Below are 24,931 nucleotides of genomic sequence, written 5' to 3'. Positions count from 1 at the left end.
CTCATGGCAATGATGGAATATATCGACGCCATCCGGCTGGCGATGAAGGAAGAAATGGAACGCGACGACTCCGTCTTCGTCCTTGGGGAGGACGTTGGCGTTAAGGGCGGCGTGTTCACGACAACCAAGGGGCTGCAAGAGCAATTCGGCGCAGAGCGCGTGCTGGATACGCCGTTAGCTGAATCGGCGATTGCGGGCGTGGCGATCGGTGCGGCGATGTACGGCATGAAGCCGATTGCGGAAATGCAGTACTCCGATTTCATGCTGCCGGCGACCAACCAGATTATCAGCGAAGCGGCCAAAATCCGCTACCGCTCCAACAATGACTGGAGCTGTCCGGTTGTGATCCGCGCGCCGATCGGCGGCGGCATCTTCGGCGGCCTGTACCATTCACAGTGTACTGAATCGATCTTCTTCGGCACACCCGGTCTTAAGATCGTCGCGCCGTATTCGGCATATGACGCGAAAGGGCTGCTGAAAGCGGCCGTCCGCGACCCGGACCCGGTGCTGTTCTTCGAGCATAAGAAATGCTATAAACTAATCAAGGGAGACATTCCAGAGAGCGATTATACCGTTCCGATCGGCGAAGCGAACCTGCTCCGGGAGGGTGATGATATCACGGTCATCAGCTACAGCCTACCACTGCATTTTGCGATGCAGGCGGCGGAGGAATTGGAGAATGAGCAGGGCATTACGGCTCATATTCTCGATCTGCGCACGCTGCAGCCGCTGGACCGCGAGGCCATCAAGGCAGCTGTGCGGCGGACGGGCAAAGTGCTGATCGTGCATGAGGATAACAAGACGGGCGGCGTAGGCGCCGAGGTAGCGGCGATCATCGCCGAGGAGTGCCTGTTCGAGCTTGACGCGCCGATCTTCCGCCTGTGCGGGCCGGATGTTCCGGCGATGCCGATCAGCCCGCCGATGGAGAAATTTTTCATGCTCAGCAAGGACAAAGTGAAAGCGGAAATGCTGCGTCTGGCGCAGTATTAGGACCAGGAAATGGTGGGTATCAAGTAACCATCTTGCGAGAACAGCATGTTTAAGGAGTGAAAGTATGACCGACAACAAGAAGTTGACGGATGTTACGATGCCGCAGCTTGCGGAGTCGCTGGTATCGGCGACAATCGGCAAATGGCTGAAGAAGCCGGGTGATCCGGTGGAACAGTATGAGCCGCTGTGCGAAGTGATTACGGATAAGGTCAACGCCGAACTGCCGTCCACGGTGGACGGCGTCATGGGCGATATTCTGGCGGAGGAAGGGCAGACGGTCGCGGTCGGCGAAGTGATCTGCCGGATCGCGGTATCCGCTCCGGCGGCCCCGGCTTCGGCCCCTGCCGAAGCCGTCGCTCCCGCGCGCGCCGAAGAGCCGCAGCGCGCGGCCGTCGCCGCCGCGCATACAGCGGCGGCGCAGCCTGCGGCATACGGCGCAGCCTATGCCGCGCACGACCCTAACGCGCCGATGCGGGCGCGTTATTCCCCCGCTGTGCAGAGCCTCGCGGCGCAGCACAGCATTGATCTGTCCGCCGTGCCGGGCACCGGCCTCGGCGGACGCGTCACGCGCAAGGACGTGCTGGCGTTCCTTGCGAACGGACCTGCTGCGGCGGCGGTGACTGCGCCGCAGAGCAGCCCCGCGCCGCAGCCTGCGGCGGGCGGCGCGTACGGCGCAGCCGCGCAGCCGCAGGGCGCGGCTGCCGCTGGGCAGGCGGCAAGCGCGCCTGCGCCGCTGGAGACGCTGCCGCCCGTCCGGCATTCCGGGCTGCATCTGTCGGAGCTGCCGCGCATCCCTGAAATCGAGGTGGAGAGCGGCCGTTCCGAGTATTTGATCGACGTGACGCCGATCCGGAATACGATCGCTTCACGGATGCGTCAGAGCGTCTCGGAAATTCCGCATGCCTGGACGATGATCGAGGTGGACGTGACGAACCTTGTGCTGCTGCGCAACAAGCTGAAGGATGAATTCAAGCGCAGAGAAGGGATCAACCTGACGTATCTTGCTTTCTTGATGAAGGCCGTCGTCAGCGCGATCAAGGATTACCCGATTATGAACTCCGTCTGGGCGGTTGACAAAATCATAGTCAAGCGGGACATTAATATATCGCTGGCGGTTGGCACCGAGGATTCGGTCTGGACCCCGGTTATCAAGAAGGCAGACCAGAAGAACGTGGCGGGCCTTGCCCGGGAAATTGAAGAACTGGCAGTCAAGACTCGTGAAGGCAAGCTGCGCGTAGAGGATATGCAGGGCGGAACCTTTACCGTTAACAACACCGGCTCGTTCGGCTCGATTCTGTCTTATCCGATCATTAACTATCCGCAGGCGGCTATTTTGACTTTTGAATCGATTGTGAAAAAGCCTGTCGTCATCAACGATATGATCGCTGTCCGTTCGATGGCCAACATTTGCCTGTCGCTGGACCATCGGATTCTCGACGGCGTCATCTGCGGCCGCTTTCTGCAGCGGGTGAAGGATAATATCGAGAGCTACAGCATGGATACGAACGTCTATTAAGCACTGGCGCGATACGAAAGTCGGCCTTGCCAGGTTCTGGGGAATCCCGGGACAAAGGGTAGGCCGGCTTTTAAGGCTTCGCAAAGAATCAAGGGCAAAGGAGATGTTGAAGCATGGACAGCATAGAACCTCGGAAGCTGGAAATATCCTATTTTCCCATGATCGAATACAGCCAAGCCTGGCATATGCAAAAAGAGTCGGTTCGCGCCATTGACGCCGGCGAGCGCCTTGAGCGGCTGATTCTTTTGCAGCACCCGCCAACCTATACGATCGGGTCGCAGAATCATCCCGAGCATCTTCTGCTTAACGCCGATCAGCTGCGGGAGGAAGGGATCTCCTTGTTTGAAATCGACCGCGGCGGGGACATTACCTATCACGGGCCGGGGCAACTGGTCGGCTATCCGCTGCTGCGGATCGGCGAGCAGGGCAGAGTAGACCTCCACGGCTATCTGCGGTCGCTGGAACAGGTGATTATCGATTACCTTGCCACCTTTGGCATCGAGGGCGGCAGAAAGCCGGAGTATACCGGAGTATGGGTAGGCAATGTGAAGATTTGCGCCATCGGCGTGAAATTCAATAAGAGCCGCACGCGCAAAGGCTTCTTGACCAGCCACGGCTTCGCTTTTAACATTCGGGAGGGCATTGCTGAGGAAGGGTTCCGGGGAATCATCCCCTGCGGGATTTCACAGTACGGCGTGACCTCGCTGGAAGAATGCACAGGCCGCCGGTTCGAGATCGAAGAAGTCGCGGCGGCGCTCGTGCCCCATTTTCTTAACCGGTTCCCTTATGACGGGATTGAGTCGGATTGGGCGAAGGCCACGGCCGGACAATGAACGAAGAAGAGAGCAAACAGCGGCCCGGAGAATCCGGACCGCTGTGTAATTAGCGGGGGAAGCCGCGAAGCTTCGTCATCCAGCGAGAAAAGGCTCGATAACAATCATAAGCGTGGAAGCGACCATCGCGATCAGCATTACATAGATAAAGACACGGAACCATTTTTGACGTTGCATGTGTGACTCCTTTGGAATTGGTTTAAAATTAGGGCATACAGCGCTTTGCCGGCGAACCGGCTACAACTTATTGTAACGTATACTTGAAAGCGAGGAAAGTCCAGTGATAGAACAAGACCGATTGATTCAGGAATTTATGGAACTTGTCCAGATCGACAGCGAGACGAAGCATGAACGGAACATCGCTGATCATCTGATCGCCAAATTCAAGGAGCTCGGGCTGGAAGCGGTAGAAGATGATTCACAGGAAAGAACCGGGCACGGCGCGGGCAATCTGATTGTCACATGGCCTGCGGAGAATGTGGAAGCGGGCGCTCCCAAGCTGCTGTTCACCTGCCATATGGATACGGTCGTTCCGGGTCAGGGAATCAAACCGGCGCTCGGCGAAGACGGCTGGATTACGAGCGACGGCACGACCATTCTTGGGGCGGACGACAAAGCGGGTCTGGCCGCGCTCTTTGAAGGGATTCGCGTAATCAAGGAGCAGAACCTTCCGCATGGGCAAATTCAGTTCGTCATCACGGCGGGCGAGGAGTCCGGGCTGGTTGGCTCGCGTTCGCTGGACCCGAAATATTTGAACGCGGATTTCGGCTTTGCGCTTGATTCCAACGGCGAAATCGGCGCCATCGCGGTAGCTGCTCCGACGCAGGCCAAGATCAAGATGGAGATCTTCGGCAAATCCGCCCATGCCGGCGTTAATCCCGAAGATGGTATCAGCGCCATCCAGGTGGCAGGCAAAGCGATCGCTGCCATGAAGCTTGGCCGCATCGACAATGAGACGACCGCCAATATCGGCAAATTTGCCGGCGGCGGCCCGACGAATGTCGTCTGCGATTATGTGCAGCTGGAGGCCGAAGCGCGAAGCATTGTCCAGGACAAGGTCGATCTGCAGCTGGCTCAGATGCGCGAGGCGCTGGAAACGACGGTGCGCGAGTACGGGGCGAAATGTGAATTCCGCAGCGAAATCATTTACCCGGCCTTCAGCTTTAACGAGCATGACCCTATTGTGCAGCTGGCTGAGCGGGCTATCGCCTCGGTTGGGCTGACACCAAGACGGTTCTCGTCGGGCGGCGGCAGTGACGCCAACGTGTTCAACGGACTGAACGTGCCGACGCTTAACCTGTCCATTGGATATGAGAATATCCATACGACCAAAGAGCGGATCAAGGCGGCTGACATTGTCAAGGCGGCTGAGCTGGTAGTGGCGCTTGTCAAAGAAAGCGCAAAAAAATAGCGGCAGACAGCCGTCCGGCCAAATTTCCGTAATGGGAAGAAGCTGCTGGCGGCGGTAATGCGGCGAGAAGCTGCTCCATGGGCCGGAATGCCAGCCAATGGAGCAGCTTCTTTTAGTGTTTCGGAAGAAGGGAAGATCACGAGGGAAGGCCGACTGCCGGAGCCTGTGGTGCCGATCGGCTAAGGTAGAGGGCGGCCGGATCAGCCCGAGAGGGCATCCTAATTTTTACATGGCCTGGGGTGCTACATCTTCTTGCAGGCGGTTCTCCGAGTGGAGGTCGATATATTCCCGGTTGTGCAGTGACAACACATAAGCCAGCGGCATATCCGGCCCGAACCGCTGCTGTAAAGCGAGCAGCTGCTTGCGGATTTGCTCCGGTTTTCCCGAGAGTAACAAGCCTGTACGGCGCGTACGGCCTACCCTGTTATCCATGACGATTTCCTTCTTTCTCTTGAAGTTTGCTATAATACACCGTATGCAGACCAGAGATAAAGGAGACCTGATAAATATGGAAAATCAAGGAACTGAATTGAAAAAAGTATGGCCGGCCAATCCGGCGCTGGACGAGACTACGGTATCCACCCAGCCCATTTTTGAAGGCAAAATTATTACGCTTCAGGTGGACACGGTAACCCTGCCGGACGGCAATACCGCAACCCGGGAAGTGGTTAAGCATCCGGGAGCGGTGGCGGTTCTGGCCCTGAATAATGGAAAAATGCTCGTTGTCGAGCAGTTCCGCCAGCCGATGGGACGCACGGAAGTGGAGATTCCGGCGGGCAAGCTGGACCCCGGCGAAGATCCGCTGGAAGCCGCTGGGCGGGAATTGCAGGAAGAGACGGGCTTTCACGGCGGCGATCTGTTCCTGCTGAAATCGTTCTACACCTCTCCGGGCTTCGCTAACGAGATTATTCATCTGTATGTGACGGAAAATGCGCAGAGCGGGGCGATGGCTCTTGACGAGGACGAATTCCTGGAAGTGTTCGAGCTGACGCTGGAAGAAGCGTACGAATACATTGCCGACGGGCGGATCGCCGATGCGAAGACGATGATGGCGGTCTACGCCTGGCATCTGTATACACTGACCGGGAAATGGAACTAGGGCATAAAGGAGCGCGGCAAGGCTTGAATTTAACGGGACTGGAACGCGGAAAGGGGGCCGGGCGGAATCCCGCCGAACCGGCTTCCGGACAAGGGATGCATGATCTGAATCGGGGATTCATGGAGGAGAAGCAGAAGCGGAAGGGGGCCTCGGCCGCATCTTCTTCCGCGCCGGAGCTTGTCCGCTGCTACTGCGACCTGCATGTCCACATCGGCAGAACCTCCGAGGGACAGCCGGTGAAGATCAGCGGCAGCCGCGATCTAACCTTTGCGGGGATCGCCAGGGAAGCGGCGGAGCGCAAGGGCATCGGCTTGATCGGCATTATCGACAGCCACTCGCCCGCCGTTCAGCGGGATATTCTGGATTGTCTCCATGATGGAGAGATGACGGAGGCCGAGGGCGGCGGCATCTTGTACCGTGGAACGGCAATCGTACTCGGGACAGAGATTGAAATCCGCGAGCCCGGGCGCAAAGAATACCATGTGCTGGCCTACATGCCCGATCTTAAGACGATGACCGAATTCAGCCGCTGGATGGGGCGCCATATGCGGAACGTTAACTTAAGCTCCCAGCGTATCTATGTCCCCTCCCGGGAGCTTCAGGACGAAATATACGGGCGCGGCGGGATATTGATCCCCGCCCACATCTTCACGCCGCATAAAGGCTTGTATGGCTGCGCCGCCGAGCGGATGGCCGAGCTTTTCGACCTCCGGCGGATCGCCGCAGTTGAACTCGGCCTCAGCGCGGATTCGGAAATGGCCGGCTATATTTCGGAACTCGATCCGTACACGTTTCTGACGAATTCGGACGCTCATTCGCTGGGCAAGATCGGACGCGAATACAATGAAATGGAGCTCGCCGCCCCTTCGTTTGCGGAGCTGCGGCTCGCGCTCGAAGGCCGCGAAGGCCGTAGGGTTACGGCCAACTACGGGCTGAACCCCCGGCTTGGCAAGTATCATCGGACGTACTGCGCGGGCTGCGGCAGCATTATCGACGAAGCTTATGCGACCTCGCAGCGTTGTCCGTACTGCGGGAGCGTAAAGCTGGTGCAGGGCGTGCTGGACCGGATTCTGAACATTGCGGACCGGGAGAAGCCGGTCGTTCCGGAGCATCGCCCGCCTTACCGTTATCAGGTTCCGCTGGAGTTTATTCCGGGTCTTGGGAAGGCGAAGATGAATCTTCTGCTGGAGGCCTTCGGCACCGAGATGAATATCCTGCATGAAGCCGGCGAGGAGGAACTGGCTGCCGTGGCCGGTCTGGAGCTGGCTGCGAAGATCGCCGCCGCCCGCTCCGGCAGTCTGGAGCTTACCGCCGGCGGGGGCGGAACGTACGGCAGAGTAGCCCTTACGCCCAAGGACAAGTCATAGAGCGGGGCGTTTCTTCATATGGTGTAACATGTGACCATGAGAGGAGAACGTCCCGATGCGGAACTTCCGCCATATGATTAAGGAGCAGACGCCGCTTTATATTTTTGTCGCCGTATTATTCTTGGTGGGGGTCGTCTTCGGCGCCCTGATCGTCAGCGCACTGACGATGGACCAGCAGCAGGAGCTCAGCGACTATCTGGGCAATTTCTTTATGACCGTGGATCAGCACGGGCTACCCGCCGCGCCGGAATCGTTCTGGAGCATCGCGGGCCTTCATCTGAAATGGATCGGCCTCATCTGGATTCTCGGCCTGTCGGTAATCGGCCTCCCAGGCATACTTATCCTGGATTTTCTCAAGGGTGTGCTCATCGGCTTCACAGTCGGCTGCCTGGTAAGCCAATATTCATGGCATGGCCTGCTGTTCGCGCTAGTGTCCGTCGCTCCGCATAACCTGGTGGTGATCCCGGCGCTTCTCGTATGCAGTGCGGCAGCCATCGCATTCTCGCTGCTTATGATCCGTAGCAGGGTGACCGCTCGCCGTCCGCTTCGTGTCGGGCGTCCTTTTGCCATGTATACGCTGCTGTCCTTTGTTATGGCCGTCTTAATTCTCGGCGTATCCTCCTTCGAGACATGGGTTACGCCGACAATGATGCGCTGGATAACCCCTATGCTTGTTTAAAAAGGCTTATAAGTATTGGTATTAATAGGTTTTTTTAATGTGGAGAGTTACAAACTCAACTTTCGCAGCTTGAAATTGGCAAGTAAGCCTAGATGTAACTGGGTAAAGCGGTATCCAGTGCTGGAGTTGACTTTTTGGAAATTACAGTTTACTTTGAGAAATCTAAAGGGATAACATCCTTTTGGATTTTTTTGTTTATATTGAAAGCGCAATACTGCCATTCTTTGATTCTAGTCCAGCGTAGCTTAAATAATCTTTCTAAATAAAATTTTAGCAAATACTATTGACAAATCGATCGTCAACCTATATGTTTTATGTATCGAAACGATATATTTCGATTGTATATATATAACTTAGCTATATATAAACAGAGATAAGTTCCTTTGATTTCAGAAAGATAATTCACTACGCCAGGAAAGAAGGGATAGATTTTATGTTGATTTATGTAATACTTGGGTTCCTCTGCGAAAAGGATATGACAGGATATGAAATCAAGCAGAAGATGACGTTAAGTACCTCCAACTTTATAGATGCCAGCTTCGGAAGCATATATCCTATGCTGAAAAAAATGGAAAAGGAGGAGCTTATCAAGTATGAAGAAGTAGTAGAGGAAGGCAGATTCAAAAAATCATATGGTATCACGGAAAAAGGGAAGAGTAAATTTATAGAATGGTTAAAAACACCATGTACTTTTTCACCTTTTAATTATGAGTATTTGAATAAGCTTTTCTTCTATAGATATCTTGACGATCTTGAGGTTGTTCAATTGATTGCCAGCTTTCAAACCACTGTCGCCACTGAATTTAACAAGCTTGCCTTGATAGAAGAGAAACACGTTCATGAGATGGATGTATATGGGCACGCGACGTTGATGTTTGGCAAAGAATATTTTGAAATGATTATGAATTGGCACGATCGACTCACAAGAAAAATTACAGGAAAGAAGGATAATGAATATGAGAATAACAAAGAAATTTAAATTGCAGGTTGCAGCTAAAAATGTGGATTTGTACAAATGGGTAACTGAGATGACTCCAGCTGAATATGAATCATTCTCAAAAGCCCACAAGGCAATGGGCAGTTATTTTGAAGATGGTGAATTCTATATGATTAATGTAGAAAATATGGGGAATGAGATGATTGTTCAGCACTATCAATTAAAAGAGCACACAGAGGATCATTTGCGTTTCTACTCTGACAGGACAGAAGCATATATATGGCGATGGATACCAGCCATTGTTGGAGTTCCATGGGAAATGAAGGTCACGCCTATTGATAACAACGTTTGCGAATTTAGTTGTACGATTGGAGCGGACTTTCCATCTCGGCTACTGGCTTTTGCAGCATGGATAAATGGTTTTGGTGGATTCTTTATGAGAAAACATTTAGCCGATGAGGGCGGGAAATTTGCTAAAGATATAGAAAAGAAATTTAATAACTCAACTTTCGGTGCGACCAAGCCTAGGTTGTGAAGTTTAGCAGGTGGAAATCCTGCTTGGAAAGGCTAGAGCCAAGCCACCAATAGCGAGTCTTAGACGGCTGGAAGTAATTTCAGACGTTAGGCGTAGACAGCTAGATCGTAGGCCTGAAAGTGATTGAGCCTCGAAAAGAGTAAACTGGAGAGGTCGACGTTGTCGAAAGTACGGAAGATCATATTCAATCTTGCGTTACAAGGCGAGTGGGATTGAGCTCTCCCGGGGTCGAAGAGCCAGGCATGCGATATACTGACTTCACAGCAAGTAAACTCATTATACACAAACAAACGGACCTATTTTGTAGGCGGACAATGTGAAGATGAATGTTGGTCAAACCATCGAAATTGTAAACCTCCAATTTCATTTAAATGATGCGCTGGATAACCCCCTCTTTGGTGCAGGCGGCGTCCGAATACAGCGGACAGTAAAAGCGTTTGACTTCTCAAGATTACTCCCCCTATAATGAAAGAAGTGACTTTTAGAGAACGCAGCGCTATTTTCCTGGGGGGAGGGAGAATGATTATGGAAGACAAGATCGATAAAATTAAGCAGCAACTGCAATCCCAAGGATACAAGCTTACACCCCAACGGGAAGCGACGGTACGCGTACTGCTCGAGAATGAGGATGATCATCTCAGCGCCGAAGACGTGTTCATGCTCGTAAAGGAGAAGGCTCCGGAGATTGGTCTCGCCACCGTATATCGTACCCTTGAACTCCTCAGCGAGCTTCATATCGTAGAGAAGATCAACTTCGGCGACGGCGTCGCCAGATATGATCTGCGGACGGATACTTCCAAGCATCATCATCATCATATGATATGTGTGCAATGCGGCAGCATGGATGAGGTCCGTGAAGACTGGCTTGCGCCATTGGAAGAGAAGCTGTTTAAGGAATTCAATTTCTCGGTCATCGATCACCGGCTTGATTTTCACGGAATCTGCTACCGCTGTAGGGAGAAGAACAATTCGGAAGGCAAACGTTCTGAGTAAATTCATAGACCTATTAAGTTATTAGCATAAAGTTAATAAAGATACACCCAGTAGCTCTCCCCGGCACTCTGCCGGAGAGAGCTTTTTGGTGGCGTCAGCAAGCCTTCTTATAACGCCGGAATATACATAAGCGGGCCGGAAGCTGCATAAAGTGAGGGGAAGGGATTGTCCGTATCAGCGGCAAAGCGATAAGGGCACCCGGCTTTTTGCAGGGGTCAAAAGTTCTTCGCGGGAGGAATGCAAAATGATCATTTCCGTACCTAAAGCGCTTCGACGGCTCTGTTACATTGTGATATTTGTCGCATTGAGCTGCCTGTTCTATAATATAATGGACCTGTTTCACAGCTGGATCAATCCGGTACCCGATCCGGATATACCGGAAGGCTCGGCGGTTCGGGCGTTTCACGAGATTCAGTCCGGGGGAGAGGCAATGAATCCGGGAGAAAGGCTTCGCCTGTACTATTGGTACGGGGAGTAAATCTGCTCCGGGCAGGAATAATTGCGTAAGTTGTCGAATGAAACGTTTAGAAACGGAGGTTCTTCCGGGGACTGTAAGTTTTGCGCGGCGTGGCGCCTTTTGCGCCGAATTCTTAACCGCATCTGCGGCGCGCTAGGGTGGGAGAGTAGACCAATGAAGTCACACTTGCAGGCCTTTTTGCAGTATCTTTCCCGTGAAAAAAACGTGTCGCCCAGCACCCTGGAATCCTACGGACGCGATGTCTCACAGTTTCTGGACTATGCCGCAGGGCGGGGCGTCCTAACCGTGGACGATATCCGCAAGCCGCTGATTACGCTCTATCTCGGCGGGCTTAAAGCGGCGGGCCGGGCGGCGGCGACCATTAACCGGAACCAGGTCTCGATCCGCGCCTTTTTTCAATTTCTGCTAAAAGAAAGGCTGATCGCCGCCGATCCGACGCTAGAAATGGAAGCGGTGAGGTCCGAGAAGAAGGCTCCGATGGTGCTGAGCGTTGAAGAGGTGGAGCGGCTGCTGGCAGCACCCGATCTCACGACTCTGCACGGACTGCGGGACAAGGCGATGCTCGAACTGCTGTATGCGGCCGGAATCCGGGTGTCCGAGCTGATTATGCTTGATGTTGGCGATGTGCAGCCCAGCCTGGGATTTGCGCGGTGCTCCGGCTTTGGCGGCAAGGAACGGGTGGTTCCGATTGGGGTCATCGCGTCGGAATGCGTGGAGGCTTATACCAGGGACAGCCGGGACAAGCTGCTGCGCGAAGACAAGAACGAACCGGCGCTGTTCCTGAACAGTCTCGGCGGCAGGCTTACCCGGCAGGGGTTCTGGAAAATAATCAAAAAATATGCGAAGGAGACGAATATCCGGCAGGATATTACGCCGCACACGCTGCGGCATTCGTTCGCCGCCCATCTGCTGGAAAGAGGGGCCGATCTGCGCTCCGTGCAGCAGATGCTCGGACATGCCGATATTTCCACGACGCAGATGTACAGCGGCATCGCCCGCGCAAATATGAAAGAAGTTTATGAAAAACATCATCCCCGGGCGCGCTAACGTCTTTTTCCGGGGAAACCTATCATTGTAACCATTACTTACGCTAAAGGGAGTGTGGACGGAAGTGTCCTCTTTTAAACGGATTTGCTTTATCGTACTTGACAGCGTCGGCATCGGAGAGGCTCCTGACGCCGCCAGTTTCGGCGATGCGGGCGCACATACGCTTGGCCATATTCTGGAGCGGAACCCTGGGCTGAAGCTGCCGAATATGCAGCGTTTGGGCCTGGCGAATATCGCCCCGCTGCCGCCGCTTGAGCCGGCTTCTGCGCCGGAAGCCTATTATGGAAAAATGCAGGAGGTTTCCGTTGGCAAAGACACGATGACCGGCCACTGGGAACTGATGGGCCTGAAGATCGAGACGCCGTTTAATACGTATCCGGACGGATTCCCGGCGGAGCTTATACAGAAGTTCGAGGCTGCCACAGGCCGCAAGGTGCTTGGCAACAAACCGGCCTCCGGCACCGAAATTCTTGATGAATACGGAGAAGAGCAGATGAAGACGGGAGCATGGATCGTCTACACGTCGGCGGACAGCGTTTTTCAGCTGGCTGCACATGAGGAGATCATCCCGCTGGACGAGCTGTACCGCGCCTGCCATATCGCCCGGGAGCTGACGATGGCTCCGGAATTCTCGGTGGGGCGTGTCATTGCCCGGCCCTACATCGGCAAGCCCGGAAGCTTTACCCGGACGCCGAACCGGCATGATTATGCGGTGAAGCCGCCGCAGCCAACGGTGATGAACGCGCTGGCCGACATCGGCCAAGATGTGATCGCCGTAGGCAAGATCAATGATATTTTTACGGGCGAGGGTGTGACGGCTTCTTACCCGACCAAGAGCAATGAACATGGTATCGAAGTAACGATTGAACAGCTTCGCAAGCCGTTTGAGGGGCTGCTGTTCACGAATCTGGTCGATTTCGATTCCCTCTATGGACACCGGCGTGATCCGGAAGGCTACGGCCGTGCCCTTGAGGTGTTCGACAAGGCGCTGCCGGATATGATGTCCGCCTTGGGCGAGGACGATCTGCTGATTGTGTCCGCCGACCACGGCAATGATCCCGTACACAGCGGAACCGACCATACCCGCGAATACGTGCCTCTGCTTGTATATGGTCCGAAGCTTAAGACTCCAAGCAGTCTTGGCGTTCGCAAGACCTTTTCCGATGTGGCGGCGACAATCGCCGAAAATTTCGCAGCGGCGGAGCCGCAGTACGGGACAAGCTTCCTTGGTGAGCTGAAGTAACCCGCCGGACGGCGGCATGGGATTTTTCGGAATCAGCATCATTATTACGCACACGCCTACATTTAAGGAGGAGCATTCATGACGAACACAGTAAGCCTCAGCGCGATTCAGGAAGCGGCAGGGTACATCAAGAGCAAAGGGGCGGAAGCGCCGGAAATCGGGCTGATTCTCGGCTCCGGCCTCGGTATTTTGGCCGATTTGATCCAAGACGGAATCAGTATTCCTTATCAGGACATCCCCCATTTTCCGGTGTCCACTGTTGAAGGACATGAAGGAGAGCTGCTGATCGGCACGATCGAAGGCCGTAAGGTCGTGATGATGAAAGGCCGCTTTCATATGTACGAGGGCTACGGACCGGAGACGACGGCGTTTCCTGTCCGCGTGATGAAGGAGCTCGGCGTAACCAGCCTGCTCGTGACCAACGCCGCGGGCGGAGTGAATACGGATTTCTCGGCGGGGGATTTGATGCTCCTTACCGACCATCTTAACCTTACGGGCCGCAATCCGCTGATCGGACCGAATGATTCCGCGCTCGGCGTGCGCTTCCCTGATATGTCCGAGCCGTACAGCCGCCGGCTGATCGCGGCCGCGCGCGAAACGGCGAAGGCCCAGAATTTTACGTTCAAGGAAGGCGTCTACGCGGGCCTGCTCGGACCGTGCTATGAGACGCCGGCTGAGATTGTCATGCTGCGCCGCCTGGGCGCCGATGCGGTCGGCATGTCCACTGTATCCGAGACCATCGTCGCCCGCCATGCTGGTATCGAAGTGCTCGGCATCTCCTGTATTACGAACATGGCTGCGGGCATTCTCGACCAGCCCCTGTCCCATGACGAGGTCATGGAGACAGCGGAGCGGGTGCGCGAACGCTTCTTGAGCCTTGTGCTTGCTCTTATTCCGAATATGTAGAGGAGGAATCCACAATGACACAATCCGCAATCAATGCACCGGAGGCCGCAGCTTACGGCTTACAAGTGAAGGAAGCCGCCGCCTATGTAGAATCCAAGCTGGGCACTTATGAGCCGGTCATCGGCTTGATCCTCGGCTCCGGCCTTGGCGATCTGGGTGACCAGATTGAGGATGCCGTATATTTGCCTTACGAAGAGATTCCTCATTTTCCGCGCTCGACGGTGGAAGGACATGCCGGACGGTTCGTTATCGGCAAGCTGGAAGGCAAGGATGTCATCATCATGCAGGGACGTTTCCACTATTACGAAGGCTACGCGATGCGCAAGGTTGTGCTGCCCGTTTACGTTCTGGCCAAGCTTGGCATCGGCACGCTCGTTATCACCAATGCGGGCGGCGGCATGAACCGGGCGTTCAAAGCCGGCGACCTGATGCTGATCACCGACCATCTGAACATGACAGGCGATAACCCGCTGATCGGACCGAATGATCCGGAGCTTGGCGTGCGGTTCCCGGACATGTCCCGCGCCTACGACCCGGAATATATCGCGCTTGCCAAGAAGCTGGCGCCGGAAATCAAGGGGGCGGACGGAGAAAGCCTGAAGCTTCAGGAAGGGGTATACGCAGGCATCAGCGGCCCGACCTACGAGACTCCGTCCGAGCTGAATATGCTCGCGTTTCTCGGCGGCGACGCCGTCGGCATGTCGACCGTTCCCGAAGTGATCGCCGCGAGCCACAGCAGACTGAAAGTGCTCGGCATTACCTGTATCACTGACATGGCGATCGGCGACGAACTGGAGCCCTTGACGCATGAGCAGGTAGTCAAGGTTGCGAATCTGACTAAACCGAAGTTTATCGGCCTTGTCCGCGCTTTCGTGCGCGAGGTACAAATCTAATATGCGGGCCATCGACATTATCCATAAGAAAAGAGACGGAGGCGAGCTGAGCCGCGAGGAAATCTCTTTCCTCATCCAGGGGTACAGCCGCGGGGAAATACCTGATTATCAAATGTCCGCCTGGGCGATGGCCGTCTATTTCCGGGGCATGAACGCCCGTGAAACCGGCGATTTAACCCTGGAAATGGCCAAGTCCGGCGACCAGGTCGACCTTAGCCCGATCGCGGGCATCAAGGTGGACAAGCACTCTACCGGCGGCGTAGGTGATAAGACGACTGTTGTTCTCGCCCCCCTGGTGGCATCGGCTGGCGTACCGGTCGCCAAAATGTCCGGGCGCGGCCTCGGTCACACCGGCGGCACGCTGGACAAGCTGGAGTCCATCTCCGGCTTCTCCGTTGAGATGGACCGCGAGCGCTTCTTCGCCCAGGTCGGCGAAATTGGCGCGGCGGTTATCGGGCAGTCTGGCAATATTACCCCAGCCGACAAAAAGCTCTACGCCCTGCGTGACGTGACCGCGACCGTGGAATCCATTCCGCTCATCGCCAGCTCCGTCATGAGCAAGAAAATCGCCGCCGGCGCGGACGCCATCGTGCTGGACGTCAAGACCGGCAGCGGCGCGTTCATGAAGACGCTGGATGATTCCATCGCGCTGGCGCAGGCGATGGTCGATATCGGCACCCAGCTTGGCCGGAACACGGTCGCCGTCATCAGCGACATGGACCAGCCGCTCGGGTACGGCATCGGCAACGCGCTGGAGATAAAAGAAGGCATCGAAACGCTGCGCGGCCATGGTCCGAAGGATCTCACGGAGGTATGCCTGATCCTTGGCAGCCAGATGTTGGTTCTCGGCGGCAAGGCGAAGGATACGGAGGAAGCCCGCAGGATCCTTCAGGAGCACATCGCGGACGGCAGCGCGTTTGAGAAGCTGAAAGTAATCGTCGCGGCCCAGGGCGGGGATGTGGCCCAGATTGAATCGCCTTCGCTGCTGCCCGCCGCCCGCAGGCAGGTTGAGGTTAAAGCAGCAGCGGATGGCCATATCGAGGCGATCCAGGCCGAAGAAATCGGCATCGCCGCCATGCTGCTCGGTGCGGGACGGGAGACGAAGGAGTCCGTTATCGACCTGGCCGTCGGCATCGTGTTGTCGAAGAAGGTCGGAGACGCCGTCTCCGCCGGTGACACATTGGCCGTCCTGCATATCAACGACGCTTCGGGCAGCAAGGTGAAGGAAGCCGAAGACAAGGTGCTGGAAGCCTACCGCATTACCGCTCAGCCGGTAACCCCTCCGCCACTCGTCTATGCCATCGTTACAAAGGATGGCGTAACCCGGTATTAATGGAGTATACTGGGATTGATTGTAATTCATGTGGTGGAGGAGAAGGAATGAGCGAAGCGTTTAAATTGTTGGATCCGCAAGAACTGACGGATAATGTATTTAAATTGGTTGGGGAAGACTGGATGCTGATTACGGCTGGAGGAGCGGAACGTTATAACACGATGACAGCCAGCTGGGGCGGACTCGGCATCCTCTGGCATAAAAACATCGCTTTTTGCGTGGTAAGGCCAACCCGCTATACTTACGAATTCATGGAAGCCGCCGACACGTTCTCCCTGTCGTTTTTTACGGAGGATTACCGGAGTGCGCTGGAAATCTGCGGCAGCGCATCGGGAAGAGACACGGATAAAGCGGCGGCTGCGGATATCACTCCGGTGGAGGACACGCCGGGAATCGTATATTTCCAGGAAGCCAGACTTGTGCTTGAATGCCGCAAGCTCTACTATCAAGACTTGGACCCGGCTAAGTTTCTGGATGAAAGCATTCATCAGATGTACCCTAATAAAGATTATCATCGCCTGTATGTCGGAGAGATTACGCAGGTTCGGATTAAGGAATAAATTCGGTTGACGAATAGAATTCTGACCCGGCGAGAACGGGGGTGTCCCAGCAGCCATTTCTATGGCTTATGGACACCCCTGCTTTTCATTAATCCGTCTGAGGAGTTCAAAATACCTTCCAAGCCAGCCCCTCTGTTAGCAGTTCCTCTTCAATCATCCGCATCATACGGTACGCTCCCATGCTTTTATTGCATGTCACTGCCAATGCGAGCTCGGACCCGGGATAGAAGGCAGAGCGGAAGGAGACGCCGGGATCAGAACCCATAATATGGTATTTCACCGACTTGTTGTCCCGTTTCGTAATCCAGATGCCATAGCCGTAATATTCACATTCTTTATCGGCGATCTGCGGGGACAGCAGGCGTGCGAGCAGATCCGCTCCCAACAGGCCGCCGTTCATCAAAGCATCCCAGAATTTAAGCATATCCGGCGCTGCCAAAAATACGCCGCCATCCGCGCCCCCTTTGACGGGAATAGAGTAGATATTGCTTCTCCAGGTACCGTCCTCCTCATCAATATAGCCTGTTGCCGTATCCGCCGGCAGCCTGTCTAGTGAAAAGTAGCCTGATCTTGTCATCCCGCAAGGCTGGAAAATCCGGCTTTCCACATAATCGGCAAATGGCATACCCGCCGCCTGCTCAATGACAAGCCCAAGTACAATGTACCCCGCATTGTTATAGTGAAACCGTCCGCCCGGAGTGAATTTCATCGGCAGATCCCGGATTAGCGGTATAAAATCCCCGGGGGTCCTAAGCCTATACATTGGGTGCAGCTCCCACAACTGCTCGAAATCGTCCATCACTTCTTCATCGAAATAATCGCTGATCCCGGAGGAGTGGGTGAGCAGATGGTGGATCGTTATCTCCGTGCTGAAATAGGGGAAATATTCCTTTAGATTGAGGTAGTCCCCGATCCGTCCGTCAAGCTTCAATACGCCTTGTTCTGCAAGCTGACAAATCGAGAGCGCTGTAAACAGCTTGCCGCCGGAAGCGGTTCCAAACGAAGTATAGGCTGTATTGGGAATGCCGTTCTCTCTTTGTGCGAAACCATATGGAAGTACAAGCGGGTCGTTCCCGGGCATTTTAAGCGCAATAGTCCCCGAAAAACCGATTTCTCCGGCTGTCTTGTTCAGTGTGTCCGTTAAATTGTGAGTTCTCAACATTCTTCCTCCATCTGTGGTTTCTCATGCAGTGTATGAACCAGGCTCGAGCTAGTCCATTAAAAAATTCTGGCTGTGCCGCAAATAATCCTGCTTGCAAGCAAAATTATGGAATATTTCCACCCTTTTCTGACGAAACTGGAACACAGTACCTGCGATAAGAAGGTTAACGTTCAGGAGGGGAACTTTGATGACAAGATTTCGCTTATGTTTGCTGGCGCTGTGCATCGTATTTAGCGCTGTGAGCCCGGCGGCCTCGGCGTTCGCGGAGGAAAAGGGGCAGAAGTCCGGCGGTGCCGCCAAGGCGGTTGATCTGGCGCCGCAGGCGCGCTCGGCCATTCTGATGGATGCCGGGACCGGAACCGTCATTTACGAGAAGAACAGCCATGATAAGCTGCCTCCGGCAAGCATCACGAAGATCATGACGATGCTGCTCACCGTTGAAGCGCTGGATGACGGACGCCTGAAGCTGACCGACAGGGTCCGGACCAGCGAGTACGCCGCGTCAATGGGGGGCTCGCAGATTTTTCTGGAGCCGGGTGAAGAGATGACCGTCGACGAGATGCTGAAGGGCATCGCGATGGCTTCCGGCAACGACGCCTCCGTGGCGGTGGCGGAGAAGCTCGCCGGTTCGGAGAGCGCTTTTGTCGACCTGATGAACAAGCGGGCGGAGGAGCTCGGCATGAAGGATACGCATTTTGCCAACTGCAATGGGCTTCCTGCCGAGAACCACTACTCCTCTGCGCATGACATCGCGGTCATGAGCCGCGAGCTGCTGAAGCATAACCAGATTATCAAATACACCGGCTCCTATCAGGATTATCTGCGCAAGGACTCGAAGAAGCCGTTCTGGCTCGTGAATACGAACAAGCTGGTGCGCTTCTATACCGGGGCGGACGGGCTGAAGACCGGCTATACCTCGGAGGCCAAGTTCTGTCTGTCGGCAACCGCGTCAAGAGACGGGCTGCGGGCGGTCGCCGTTGTGCTCGGAGAGCCCAATACGAAGACGCGCAACAGCGAGGTCTCGGGCATGTTCGACTTCCTGTTCTCGCTGTACAAAGTCCATACGATTCATAAGGCCGGCGAGACGCTGGGCACGCTCAAGATCGGGAAGGGCGTCAAAGCCGAGCTGCCGATCAAGGCGCAAGAGGACTACACCATTTTGCTGAAAAAAGGAATTACCCAGGAAGGCATCCGTCATGAAACCGTCATTCTGGATAAAGTCAAGGCTCCAATATCCAAAGGGCAGACCATCGGCAAGCTGGTTGTTTATCAGGGTAACACGGTAGTGAAGAAGTATGAGCTGAAGGCGCCCGAAGATATTGCCAAGGCCGGCTGGTGGAAGCTGTTCAAGCGGACGGCGGGCTCGATGTTCAAGGTGAACTGACGGACGGGCAGCGCGTACACGCGGAACACGTCTTCCCTTGCTTAAATGGACATTAGGCGGTTTTTGCCGGGTTGTCCCGATCCTTTTGTAGAACGATGAGAGTTTTCTTCTAGTTTTGTCGTGAGGCAGGATTCGCTCTTTGCCGCGTAGAAATCGTTGTCCTTGAAGACGTTGTAAGCTGCTAAAGGCCGTTTCAAAGCAACGAAGAGGAGAGTGGCGAATATGAATTCTCATGTGCAGTTGGAGCATCACAGGGGTGTGCTGGTTGTTCGTCTGACCGGGGAACTGGACCATCACGCTGCCGATTTTGTGAGAATGGACTTGGATGAAGCGATTTTGCGGAAGCAGGTGGAGCATCTTGTGCTGAACTTGAAGGATCTTCAGTTCATGGACAGCTCGGGGCTGGGCGTTATTCTGGGACGGTACAAGCTGATTCGCGGCAAAGGCGGAAAAATGGTCATCTGCGACGCTAACCCGCCGGTCAAGCGGCTTCTGGAAATGTCGGGTCTGCTGAAAATCATGCCGCTGTATCAGGATGAGACTGCAGCGCTTTCGGATTTGGAGGTCGCGTTATGACACAAGCACAAGCGGAAAATTACATGAGCGTCCAGTTTGCGGCATTGTCGGAAAATGAGTCGTTCGCGCGCGTAGTCGTCGCGGCTTTCGTCTCCAGGCTCGACCCGACTCTGGATGAGCTGAACGATCTGAAGACGGTTGTGTCGGAGGCGGTCACCAACTGCATTATTCACGGCTATGACAGCGATCCAACGGGGATTGTGTACATCTCAGCGGTTATCAGAGGGGAGACGGTGCATCTTGTGATCGAGGACAAGGGCAAGGGCATCGACGATCTGGAGCTGGCGCAGCAGCCGCTGTACACATCCAAGCCGGAGCTGGAGCGTTCGGGTATGGGCTTTACCATCATGGAGAACTTCATGGACGAATTTGAAGTCACCAGCGAACCCGGGCAGGGGACCTCGATCCGGATGAAGAAGACGATCGTCTCAAAAAAAGCTTTGTATAATTAGGGGATGGAGCCATGGATGCAGAATCAAAAAAAGCTCCGCAGACCTATTTGGACGATGCGGAGGTCAAACGGCTGATCGCGCTCAGCCAGGCCGGGGACACGACTGCCCGCGACACGCTGGTAGGCTGCAATATCCGGCTTGTCTGGTCGGTGGTGCAGCGGTTTATGAACCGGGGGTATGAGCCTGACGACCTGTTCCAGATCGGCTGTATCGGTCTGCTGAAGTCCGTGGACAAGTTCGATCTCAGCTATGACGTCAAGTTCTCAACATACGCCGTGCCGATGATTATCGGCGAGATCCAGCGGTTTCTGCGCGATGACGGCACGCTCAAGGTCAGCCGGTCGCTAAAGGAAATGGCCAACAAGGTACGCAAAATGAAGGACGAGATGTCCAAAACGAATGGCCGTCTGCCGACAATCGGCGAGGTGGCTGAGGCGCTGGGCGTCACGCCCGAAGAAATCGTCTTCGCCCAGGAGGCGAACAAGCCGCCGACCTCGATCCACGAGACCGTGTTCGAGAATGACGGCGACCCGATTACCCTGATCGACCAGATTGCGGACGAGTCTCAGGAGAAGTGGTTCGATAAGCTTGCGCTGAATGAAGCCATCGGTTCTCTGACCGAGCGTGAACGGCTGATCGTCTACCTGCGCTACTACCGTGACCAGACCCAGTCCGAGGTCGCAAGCCGCCTTGGCATTTCCCAGGTTCAGGTGTCGCGGCTGGAGAAGAAGATTTTGCAGAGCATCAAGGACCAGATTGCGCAGTGAATGGCTGCCGAACGGACGACCCGTAAGAAGAAGCCTTGGCGAAGGCTGCTTTTTACGGGTTTTGTTGTGTCCGCTTTGGCATAGTATTCATTTTATTGCCGTTTAATTGCCGTTTTTTGCCGAATATAGTAGTAGACAGTTCCAAAAACATAATTTACAATGGGTGCATATTTGAAAATATAGGATAAATTATAAAAAATTTTATTAATATTTTTAAGGAGATGAGGGTGTTGGTCGGTATTTATGGCGTGAAAATCCCCAAGTCACCAGGAACAGATTATCATGAGGTACTGAATCGTCTGTCGGAAGAGAGGAGAAACCGCACACTCCGTTTTTCCAGAAAGGATGACCGTATCCGAAGCGTAATAGCGGAAGCCTTGATTCGAACTTTGTTCCTTCGGGAACATAAAGTTGACAACGAATCTCTTCGGTTCACGGTTAACCGATACGGCAAGCCTTTTCTTGCCGCCTATCCGGATTATCATTATAATCTATCGCATTCGGGAGACTATGTTCTTTGCGCCATTGACCAGCATCCCATAGGAATCGATGTAGAAGAGATCAAGCCTATAGACCTAGCTATAGCCGACCGCTTCTTTTCCGGCAGGGAGAATAAGGCGATAAAGGAAATATCCGAAGATAGGCGCATCGCTTATTTCTATCAATTGTGGACCGCGAAGGAGAGCTATATCAAGTTTAGAGGTAAAGGACTGTCCATGCCGCTCAATTCTTTCTCTGTCCGGATTGACGAGAACGGTGTTGAGCTGTCGGAGAAAGACGGCTGTCCGGTGCAAGAACCGGATTGCTATTTCAAAGCATTCCATCTTTTCCCCGAATATAAGGTTACATTATGCTCTGAAAACCCGAATCATCCCGAAGACATACAGAGGATTGATTGTCTCGAACTGTTCAGGGAATTTGTTGAGGTCTCGGGAGGAAACTATGCAGCGCGTTAAACTGTTGTGTGTTCCTTATGCCGGAGGCTCAGCCTCATTGTTTAACAAATGGCGCCCATTTATTGATCCTTCCATCGAATTGATTCCAATTGAGTTGGCGGGAAGGGGAAGAAGATTCAAGGAACCGTTCTATGAAACTTTCAACGAGGCGGTTCAGGATGTTTACCAGCAAATCAAGGGTTACATAGAGGATGGCTGCTATGCATTATTTGGACATAGTATGGGCAGTTGGCTGGCCTATGAAGTTTATTACGCAATTCGGCGCGCAGGAGGAAACCAACCGCTGCACCTCTTTGTGTCAGGCAGGCAAGCGCCCCAATTAGAATCGGATACGAATTATTCAGGTATGGCTGACAGTGACTTTATTAATGTCCTCAGGGCTTTTGGGGGAACACCTGATGAAATTCTTGATAACCCTTATATTCTTGATGTAATTCTGCCAATATTAAAAAACGATTTTCAAATGATCGAGAACTATAAATTTGTAGAGAAAGATGAGTCTATCGCCTGTGACATGACGATACTAACGGGCAGAAGCGATAATAATATCAGATTTGAGGATTTACTTTTATGGAAAAAGCTCTCAGATTGTTCCTCTCATATTTACGAAATGAACGGAGGGCACTTCTTCATTACTGAATATCCGGAAGATGTGACAAAGGTTATTAATCAGGTTCTATCAGCTAAATCTCTCAATTCTTCCGGGGGGCGTACGGTCTGAATATTTTTCTCGTATTCGTCATGTTTTCCTCTCCCATGTCAGGCATTGAAAATAGACTTCATGTTATGATAGAGGGGAAAATATAAAAAAGGATGGAGTGTGGCTGCATGCAAGAGGAATTGGCAACAGCGTTAAATGAGCAAATGAATTTTGAGTTTTATTCGGCGCATGTGTACTTGGCGATGGCGGCGTATTGTTCGGGCGAAAGTCTGGACGGGTTCGCGAACTTTTTTCTGATTCAGGCGGAAGAAGAACGTTTCCATGCAATGAAGATCTACAAATTCCTGAATGACCGGGATCAGCGGGCTACCCTAGCGGCACTGCCGGAGCCGAAGAATGATTATGCTTCCGTTCTGGAAGCTTTTGAGGTAAGCTACGCTCATGAGCAGAAGAACACCAGCAAATTCTATCATCTGGCCGATCTGGCGCTTGACGCGCGTGAGCATGCCACGATCTATTTCTTGAAATGGTTCATTGACGAGCAGGTCGAGGAAGAAGCGCTGTTCAGCAGCATTATTCAAAAGCTGAAGCGGATCGAGAACGACAGTAACGCTTTCTATATGATGGACGCGGAGTTTGCTGCCCGCACATTCACTCCTCCGGCCGAGTAAATCCGGCGGCCCAGCATCTGAGGGGTACATACTTAAATCAATCAAGCCCGAGCCCGAGTGCTCGGGTTTTTGGTGTTGCACAAAATCCGTCTTATGCTATGATCGAATAGAAGCGTCCGCTTGGGGCTGTTTTCTGAGGACGGCTTTGCGAGTGTCTGAGCGATGAACACGGCTGTATTTACCACCAACCCAAAATGCCCGTCTCCGATAACAAGGAGATGGGCATTTATATGGGCTTAAGCGTTAGCCATTGTTTTAGCGGGCCGTAATATAGCCTTCCGCTTTCAGCAGCTCGGCGATCAGCACGGCGCCGCCGGCGGCGCCTCTAAGCGTATTGTGGGACAGGCCGACGAATTTGAAGTCGTACAGTGAATCTTCGCGCAGGCGGCCGGCGGAAATGCCCATGCCGTTCTCGAGGTCGCGGTCCAGGTTCGTCTGCGGCCGGTTGTCTTCTTCAAAGTACGTAATAAACTGCTTCGGCGCGCTCGGCAGCTCCAGCTCCTGCGGGCGGCCTTTGTAGTTCTTCCAGCTTTCGAGAATCTCTTCCTTGGAAGGCTTGTTCTCGAAAGAGACGAATACGGTAGCCAGATGGCCGTCCGTAACCGGAACGCGGATACATTGGGTGGTGATTTGAGGGCCGGATGCTTTTACAATCGCTCCGTCCTCAACAGTTCCCCAGATGCGGAGCGGCTCCTGCTCGCTCTTCTCTTCTTCTCCGCCAATGTAAGGAATGACGTTGTCCAGCATTTCCGGCCAGTCGGTAAATGTCTTGCCAGCTCCGGAAATCGCCTGGTAGGTGCTGGCAACCACCTGTGTCGGTTGGAAGCCGCGCAGGGCGGTCAGCATCGGCACATAGCTCTGAATGGAGCAGTTGGGCTTGACAGCGATAAACCCGGTTTCAGTTCCAAGACGCTTGCGCTGGGCGGCGATAACCTCCAAATGCTCGGGATTGATCTCCGGAACGACCATCGGGACGTCCGGCGTCCAGCGGTGGGCCGAGTTATTCGAAATCACGGGAACGCCCGCTTTGGCGTAGGCTTCTTCGAGGGCCTGGATTTCATTTTTCTTCATATCGACAGCGCAAAAAATCAGATCGACCCCGGAGGCAACTTCCTCAATATGCGAAGCGTTCTGAACGGGAATATTCTTAACGTTGTCAGGCATTGGGGTGGAGAGCTTCCATCTGCCCTTTACGGATTCCTCGTACGTTTTGCCCGCAGAGTTCGCGCTGGCAGCGATTGCGGTTACCTGAAACCACGGATGATTTTCTAAAAGAGCAATGAAGCGTTGGCCGACCATGCCGGTTCCGCCGACAATACCGGCTCTAAGCTTTTGTGTCATAACGTTTTTCAGTTCCTTTCGAAGGCCGTAAAATAGCCGCATATAATGTACTGAATTATAAAGGATATGCAGAGAACGTTCAATATGAGAATGCATCCAAGCGGCATATTTATTTCATAATGTGTTAGGATTATGACGGAT

Annotated in this window: 28 protein-coding genes; 24 read left to right on the top strand and 4 right to left on the bottom strand. The window is 53.8% G+C overall.

Translation table 11 applies throughout. The features are described from left to right. The first annotated feature begins 3 nt into the window (after positions 1–3). From VK70_RS13720 to lipB, 3 genes are all read left to right on the top strand, one after another. Positions 4–990, top strand: coding sequence for an alpha-ketoacid dehydrogenase subunit beta (locus VK70_RS13720; protein ID WP_025695611.1), 987 nt, complete (start codon positions 4–6; stop codon positions 988–990). A gap of 64 nt (positions 991–1,054) precedes the next feature. Beyond that, positions 1,055–2,506, top strand: coding sequence for a dihydrolipoamide acetyltransferase family protein (locus tag VK70_RS13715; protein WP_046723404.1), 1,452 nt, complete (start codon positions 1,055–1,057; stop codon positions 2,504–2,506). A 122-nt stretch (positions 2,507–2,628) separates the two neighbouring features. After that, positions 2,629–3,339 carry a lipoyl(octanoyl) transferase LipB gene (gene lipB / locus VK70_RS13710; protein WP_025694077.1) on the top strand — a complete coding sequence of 237 codons (711 nt, stop codon included), beginning with the start codon at positions 2,629–2,631 and terminating at the stop codon, positions 3,337–3,339. A 75-nt stretch (positions 3,340–3,414) separates the two neighbouring features. Here the strand turns inward: lipB and prli42 are convergent, their stop codons facing one another. Then, on the bottom strand, positions 3,415–3,516 hold the full coding sequence (gene prli42 / locus VK70_RS27890; protein ID WP_144415233.1) for a stressosome-associated protein Prli42: 102 nt from the start codon (positions 3,514–3,516) through the stop codon (positions 3,415–3,417). Between the two features lie 103 nt (positions 3,517–3,619). On the opposite strand from prli42, the gene VK70_RS13705 reads away from it, so the two are divergent. After that, a complete protein-coding gene (locus VK70_RS13705) occupies positions 3,620–4,750 on the top strand; it encodes a M20/M25/M40 family metallo-hydrolase (protein ID WP_025694076.1) in 1,131 nt (376 codons plus the stop codon). Positions 4,751–4,975: 225 nt separating this feature from the next. On the opposite strand, the gene VK70_RS13700 is transcribed toward VK70_RS13705, so the two are convergent. Then, the gene (locus tag VK70_RS13700; protein ID WP_046723402.1) at positions 4,976–5,182 is read right to left on the bottom strand and encodes a hypothetical protein; all 207 of its coding nucleotides are present in this window, start codon (positions 5,180–5,182) and stop codon (positions 4,976–4,978) included. Between the two features lie 76 nt (positions 5,183–5,258). Here VK70_RS13700 and VK70_RS13695 point away from each other — a divergent pair, with 76 nt between their 5' ends. The 13 genes from VK70_RS13695 to VK70_RS13635 all read left to right on the top strand — a co-directional run bounded on the left by VK70_RS13695 (position 5,259) and on the right by VK70_RS13635 (position 16,820). Further along, on the top strand, positions 5,259–5,849 hold the full coding sequence (locus VK70_RS13695; RefSeq protein WP_036642934.1) for an NUDIX hydrolase: 591 nt from the start codon (positions 5,259–5,261) through the stop codon (positions 5,847–5,849). Between the two features lie 119 nt (positions 5,850–5,968). Continuing rightward, a complete protein-coding gene (locus VK70_RS13690) occupies positions 5,969–7,216 on the top strand; it encodes an endonuclease Q family protein (protein ID WP_046724271.1) in 1,248 nt (415 codons plus the stop codon). 55 nt (positions 7,217–7,271) lie between these two features. Continuing rightward, the gene (gene spoIIM / locus VK70_RS13685; RefSeq protein ID WP_025690385.1) at positions 7,272–7,895 is read left to right on the top strand and encodes a stage II sporulation protein M; all 624 of its coding nucleotides are present in this window, start codon (positions 7,272–7,274) and stop codon (positions 7,893–7,895) included. Between the two features lie 433 nt (positions 7,896–8,328). Further along, positions 8,329–8,874: a PadR family transcriptional regulator gene (locus tag VK70_RS13680; protein WP_025699135.1), complete on the top strand. Its 546-nt coding sequence runs from the start codon at positions 8,329–8,331 to the stop codon at positions 8,872–8,874. Beyond that, entirely contained in the window at positions 8,852–9,367 is a 516-nt protein-coding gene (locus VK70_RS13675; protein ID WP_052756049.1) for a hypothetical protein, read from the top strand. The genes VK70_RS13680 and VK70_RS13675 overlap by 23 nt, the downstream gene beginning before the upstream one ends. Before the next feature lie 525 nt (positions 9,368–9,892). Beyond that, on the top strand, positions 9,893–10,360 hold the full coding sequence (gene fur, locus VK70_RS13670) for a ferric iron uptake transcriptional regulator (RefSeq protein ID WP_025690388.1): 468 nt from the start codon (positions 9,893–9,895) through the stop codon (positions 10,358–10,360). A 244-nt stretch (positions 10,361–10,604) separates the two neighbouring features. Continuing rightward, positions 10,605–10,838: a DUF4227 family protein gene (locus tag VK70_RS13665; RefSeq protein ID WP_025699132.1), complete on the top strand. Its 234-nt coding sequence runs from the start codon at positions 10,605–10,607 to the stop codon at positions 10,836–10,838. Positions 10,839–10,991: 153 nt separating this feature from the next. Then, a complete protein-coding gene (gene xerD / locus VK70_RS13660; RefSeq protein ID WP_025699131.1) occupies positions 10,992–11,885 on the top strand; it encodes a site-specific tyrosine recombinase XerD in 894 nt (297 codons plus the stop codon). A 64-nt stretch (positions 11,886–11,949) separates the two neighbouring features. Then, positions 11,950–13,128: a phosphopentomutase gene (gene deoB, locus VK70_RS13655; protein WP_025699130.1), complete on the top strand. Its 1,179-nt coding sequence runs from the start codon at positions 11,950–11,952 to the stop codon at positions 13,126–13,128. 78 nt (positions 13,129–13,206) lie between these two features. Further along, positions 13,207–14,034, top strand: coding sequence for a purine-nucleoside phosphorylase (locus VK70_RS13650; protein WP_025699128.1), 828 nt, complete (start codon positions 13,207–13,209; stop codon positions 14,032–14,034). A gap of 14 nt (positions 14,035–14,048) precedes the next feature. Next, complete coding sequence (locus VK70_RS13645) at positions 14,049–14,927, top strand: purine-nucleoside phosphorylase (RefSeq protein WP_025699126.1); 879 nt, start codon at positions 14,049–14,051, stop codon at positions 14,925–14,927. A 1-nt stretch (position 14,928) separates the two neighbouring features. After that, positions 14,929–16,260, top strand: a complete 1,332-nt coding sequence (locus VK70_RS13640; RefSeq protein ID WP_025699124.1) for a pyrimidine-nucleoside phosphorylase — start codon at positions 14,929–14,931, stop codon at positions 16,258–16,260. Positions 16,261–16,307: 47 nt separating this feature from the next. Continuing rightward, on the top strand, positions 16,308–16,820 hold the full coding sequence (locus VK70_RS13635; protein WP_025699122.1) for a flavin reductase family protein: 513 nt from the start codon (positions 16,308–16,310) through the stop codon (positions 16,818–16,820). A gap of 106 nt (positions 16,821–16,926) precedes the next feature. Here the strand turns inward: VK70_RS13635 and VK70_RS13630 are convergent, their stop codons facing one another. Further along, positions 16,927–17,982 carry a serine hydrolase domain-containing protein gene (locus VK70_RS13630; RefSeq protein ID WP_025699121.1) on the bottom strand — a complete coding sequence of 352 codons (1,056 nt, stop codon included), beginning with the start codon at positions 17,980–17,982 and terminating at the stop codon, positions 16,927–16,929. 187 nt (positions 17,983–18,169) lie between these two features. Here VK70_RS13630 and VK70_RS13625 point away from each other — a divergent pair, with 187 nt between their 5' ends. From VK70_RS13625 to VK70_RS13595, 7 genes are all read left to right on the top strand, one after another. Next, a complete protein-coding gene (locus tag VK70_RS13625) occupies positions 18,170–19,366 on the top strand; it encodes a D-alanyl-D-alanine carboxypeptidase family protein (RefSeq protein WP_025699120.1) in 1,197 nt (398 codons plus the stop codon). 222 nt (positions 19,367–19,588) lie between these two features. After that, entirely contained in the window at positions 19,589–19,942 is a 354-nt protein-coding gene (gene spoIIAA, locus VK70_RS13620; protein ID WP_036642454.1) for an anti-sigma F factor antagonist, read from the top strand. After that, complete coding sequence (gene spoIIAB, locus VK70_RS13615) at positions 19,939–20,394, top strand: anti-sigma F factor (protein ID WP_025699119.1); 456 nt, start codon at positions 19,939–19,941, stop codon at positions 20,392–20,394. Before spoIIAA ends, spoIIAB begins: the two co-directional genes overlap by 4 nt. Positions 20,395–20,405: 11 nt before the next feature. Then, positions 20,406–21,161 (top strand): RNA polymerase sporulation sigma factor SigF, encoded by a 756-nt coding sequence (gene sigF, locus VK70_RS13610; RefSeq protein ID WP_025690402.1) that lies wholly within the window; start codon positions 20,406–20,408, stop codon positions 21,159–21,161. A 230-nt stretch (positions 21,162–21,391) separates the two neighbouring features. Next, on the top strand, positions 21,392–22,117 hold the full coding sequence (locus VK70_RS13605; RefSeq protein WP_025699118.1) for a 4'-phosphopantetheinyl transferase family protein: 726 nt from the start codon (positions 21,392–21,394) through the stop codon (positions 22,115–22,117). Then, positions 22,104–22,838, top strand: coding sequence for a thioesterase II family protein (locus tag VK70_RS13600; protein WP_025699117.1), 735 nt, complete (start codon positions 22,104–22,106; stop codon positions 22,836–22,838). Before VK70_RS13605 ends, VK70_RS13600 begins: the two co-directional genes overlap by 14 nt. Before the next feature lie 107 nt (positions 22,839–22,945). Next, positions 22,946–23,449 carry a ferritin gene (locus VK70_RS13595; protein WP_025699115.1) on the top strand — a complete coding sequence of 168 codons (504 nt, stop codon included), beginning with the start codon at positions 22,946–22,948 and terminating at the stop codon, positions 23,447–23,449. A gap of 255 nt (positions 23,450–23,704) precedes the next feature. Here the strand turns inward: VK70_RS13595 and asd are convergent, their stop codons facing one another. Next, on the bottom strand, positions 23,705–24,790 hold the full coding sequence (asd, locus tag VK70_RS13590) for an aspartate-semialdehyde dehydrogenase (protein WP_025699113.1): 1,086 nt from the start codon (positions 24,788–24,790) through the stop codon (positions 23,705–23,707). Between the last annotated feature and the right edge of the window lie 141 nt (positions 24,791–24,931).

The sequence above is a fragment of the Paenibacillus durus ATCC 35681 genome, assembly GCF_000993825.1.
Classification (GTDB): Bacteria; Bacillota; Bacilli; order Paenibacillales; family Paenibacillaceae; genus Paenibacillus_AQ; species Paenibacillus_AQ durus_B.
Note: the sequence above shows the minus strand (reverse complement) of the source record. Positions and strands in the feature narration are given on the sequence as shown.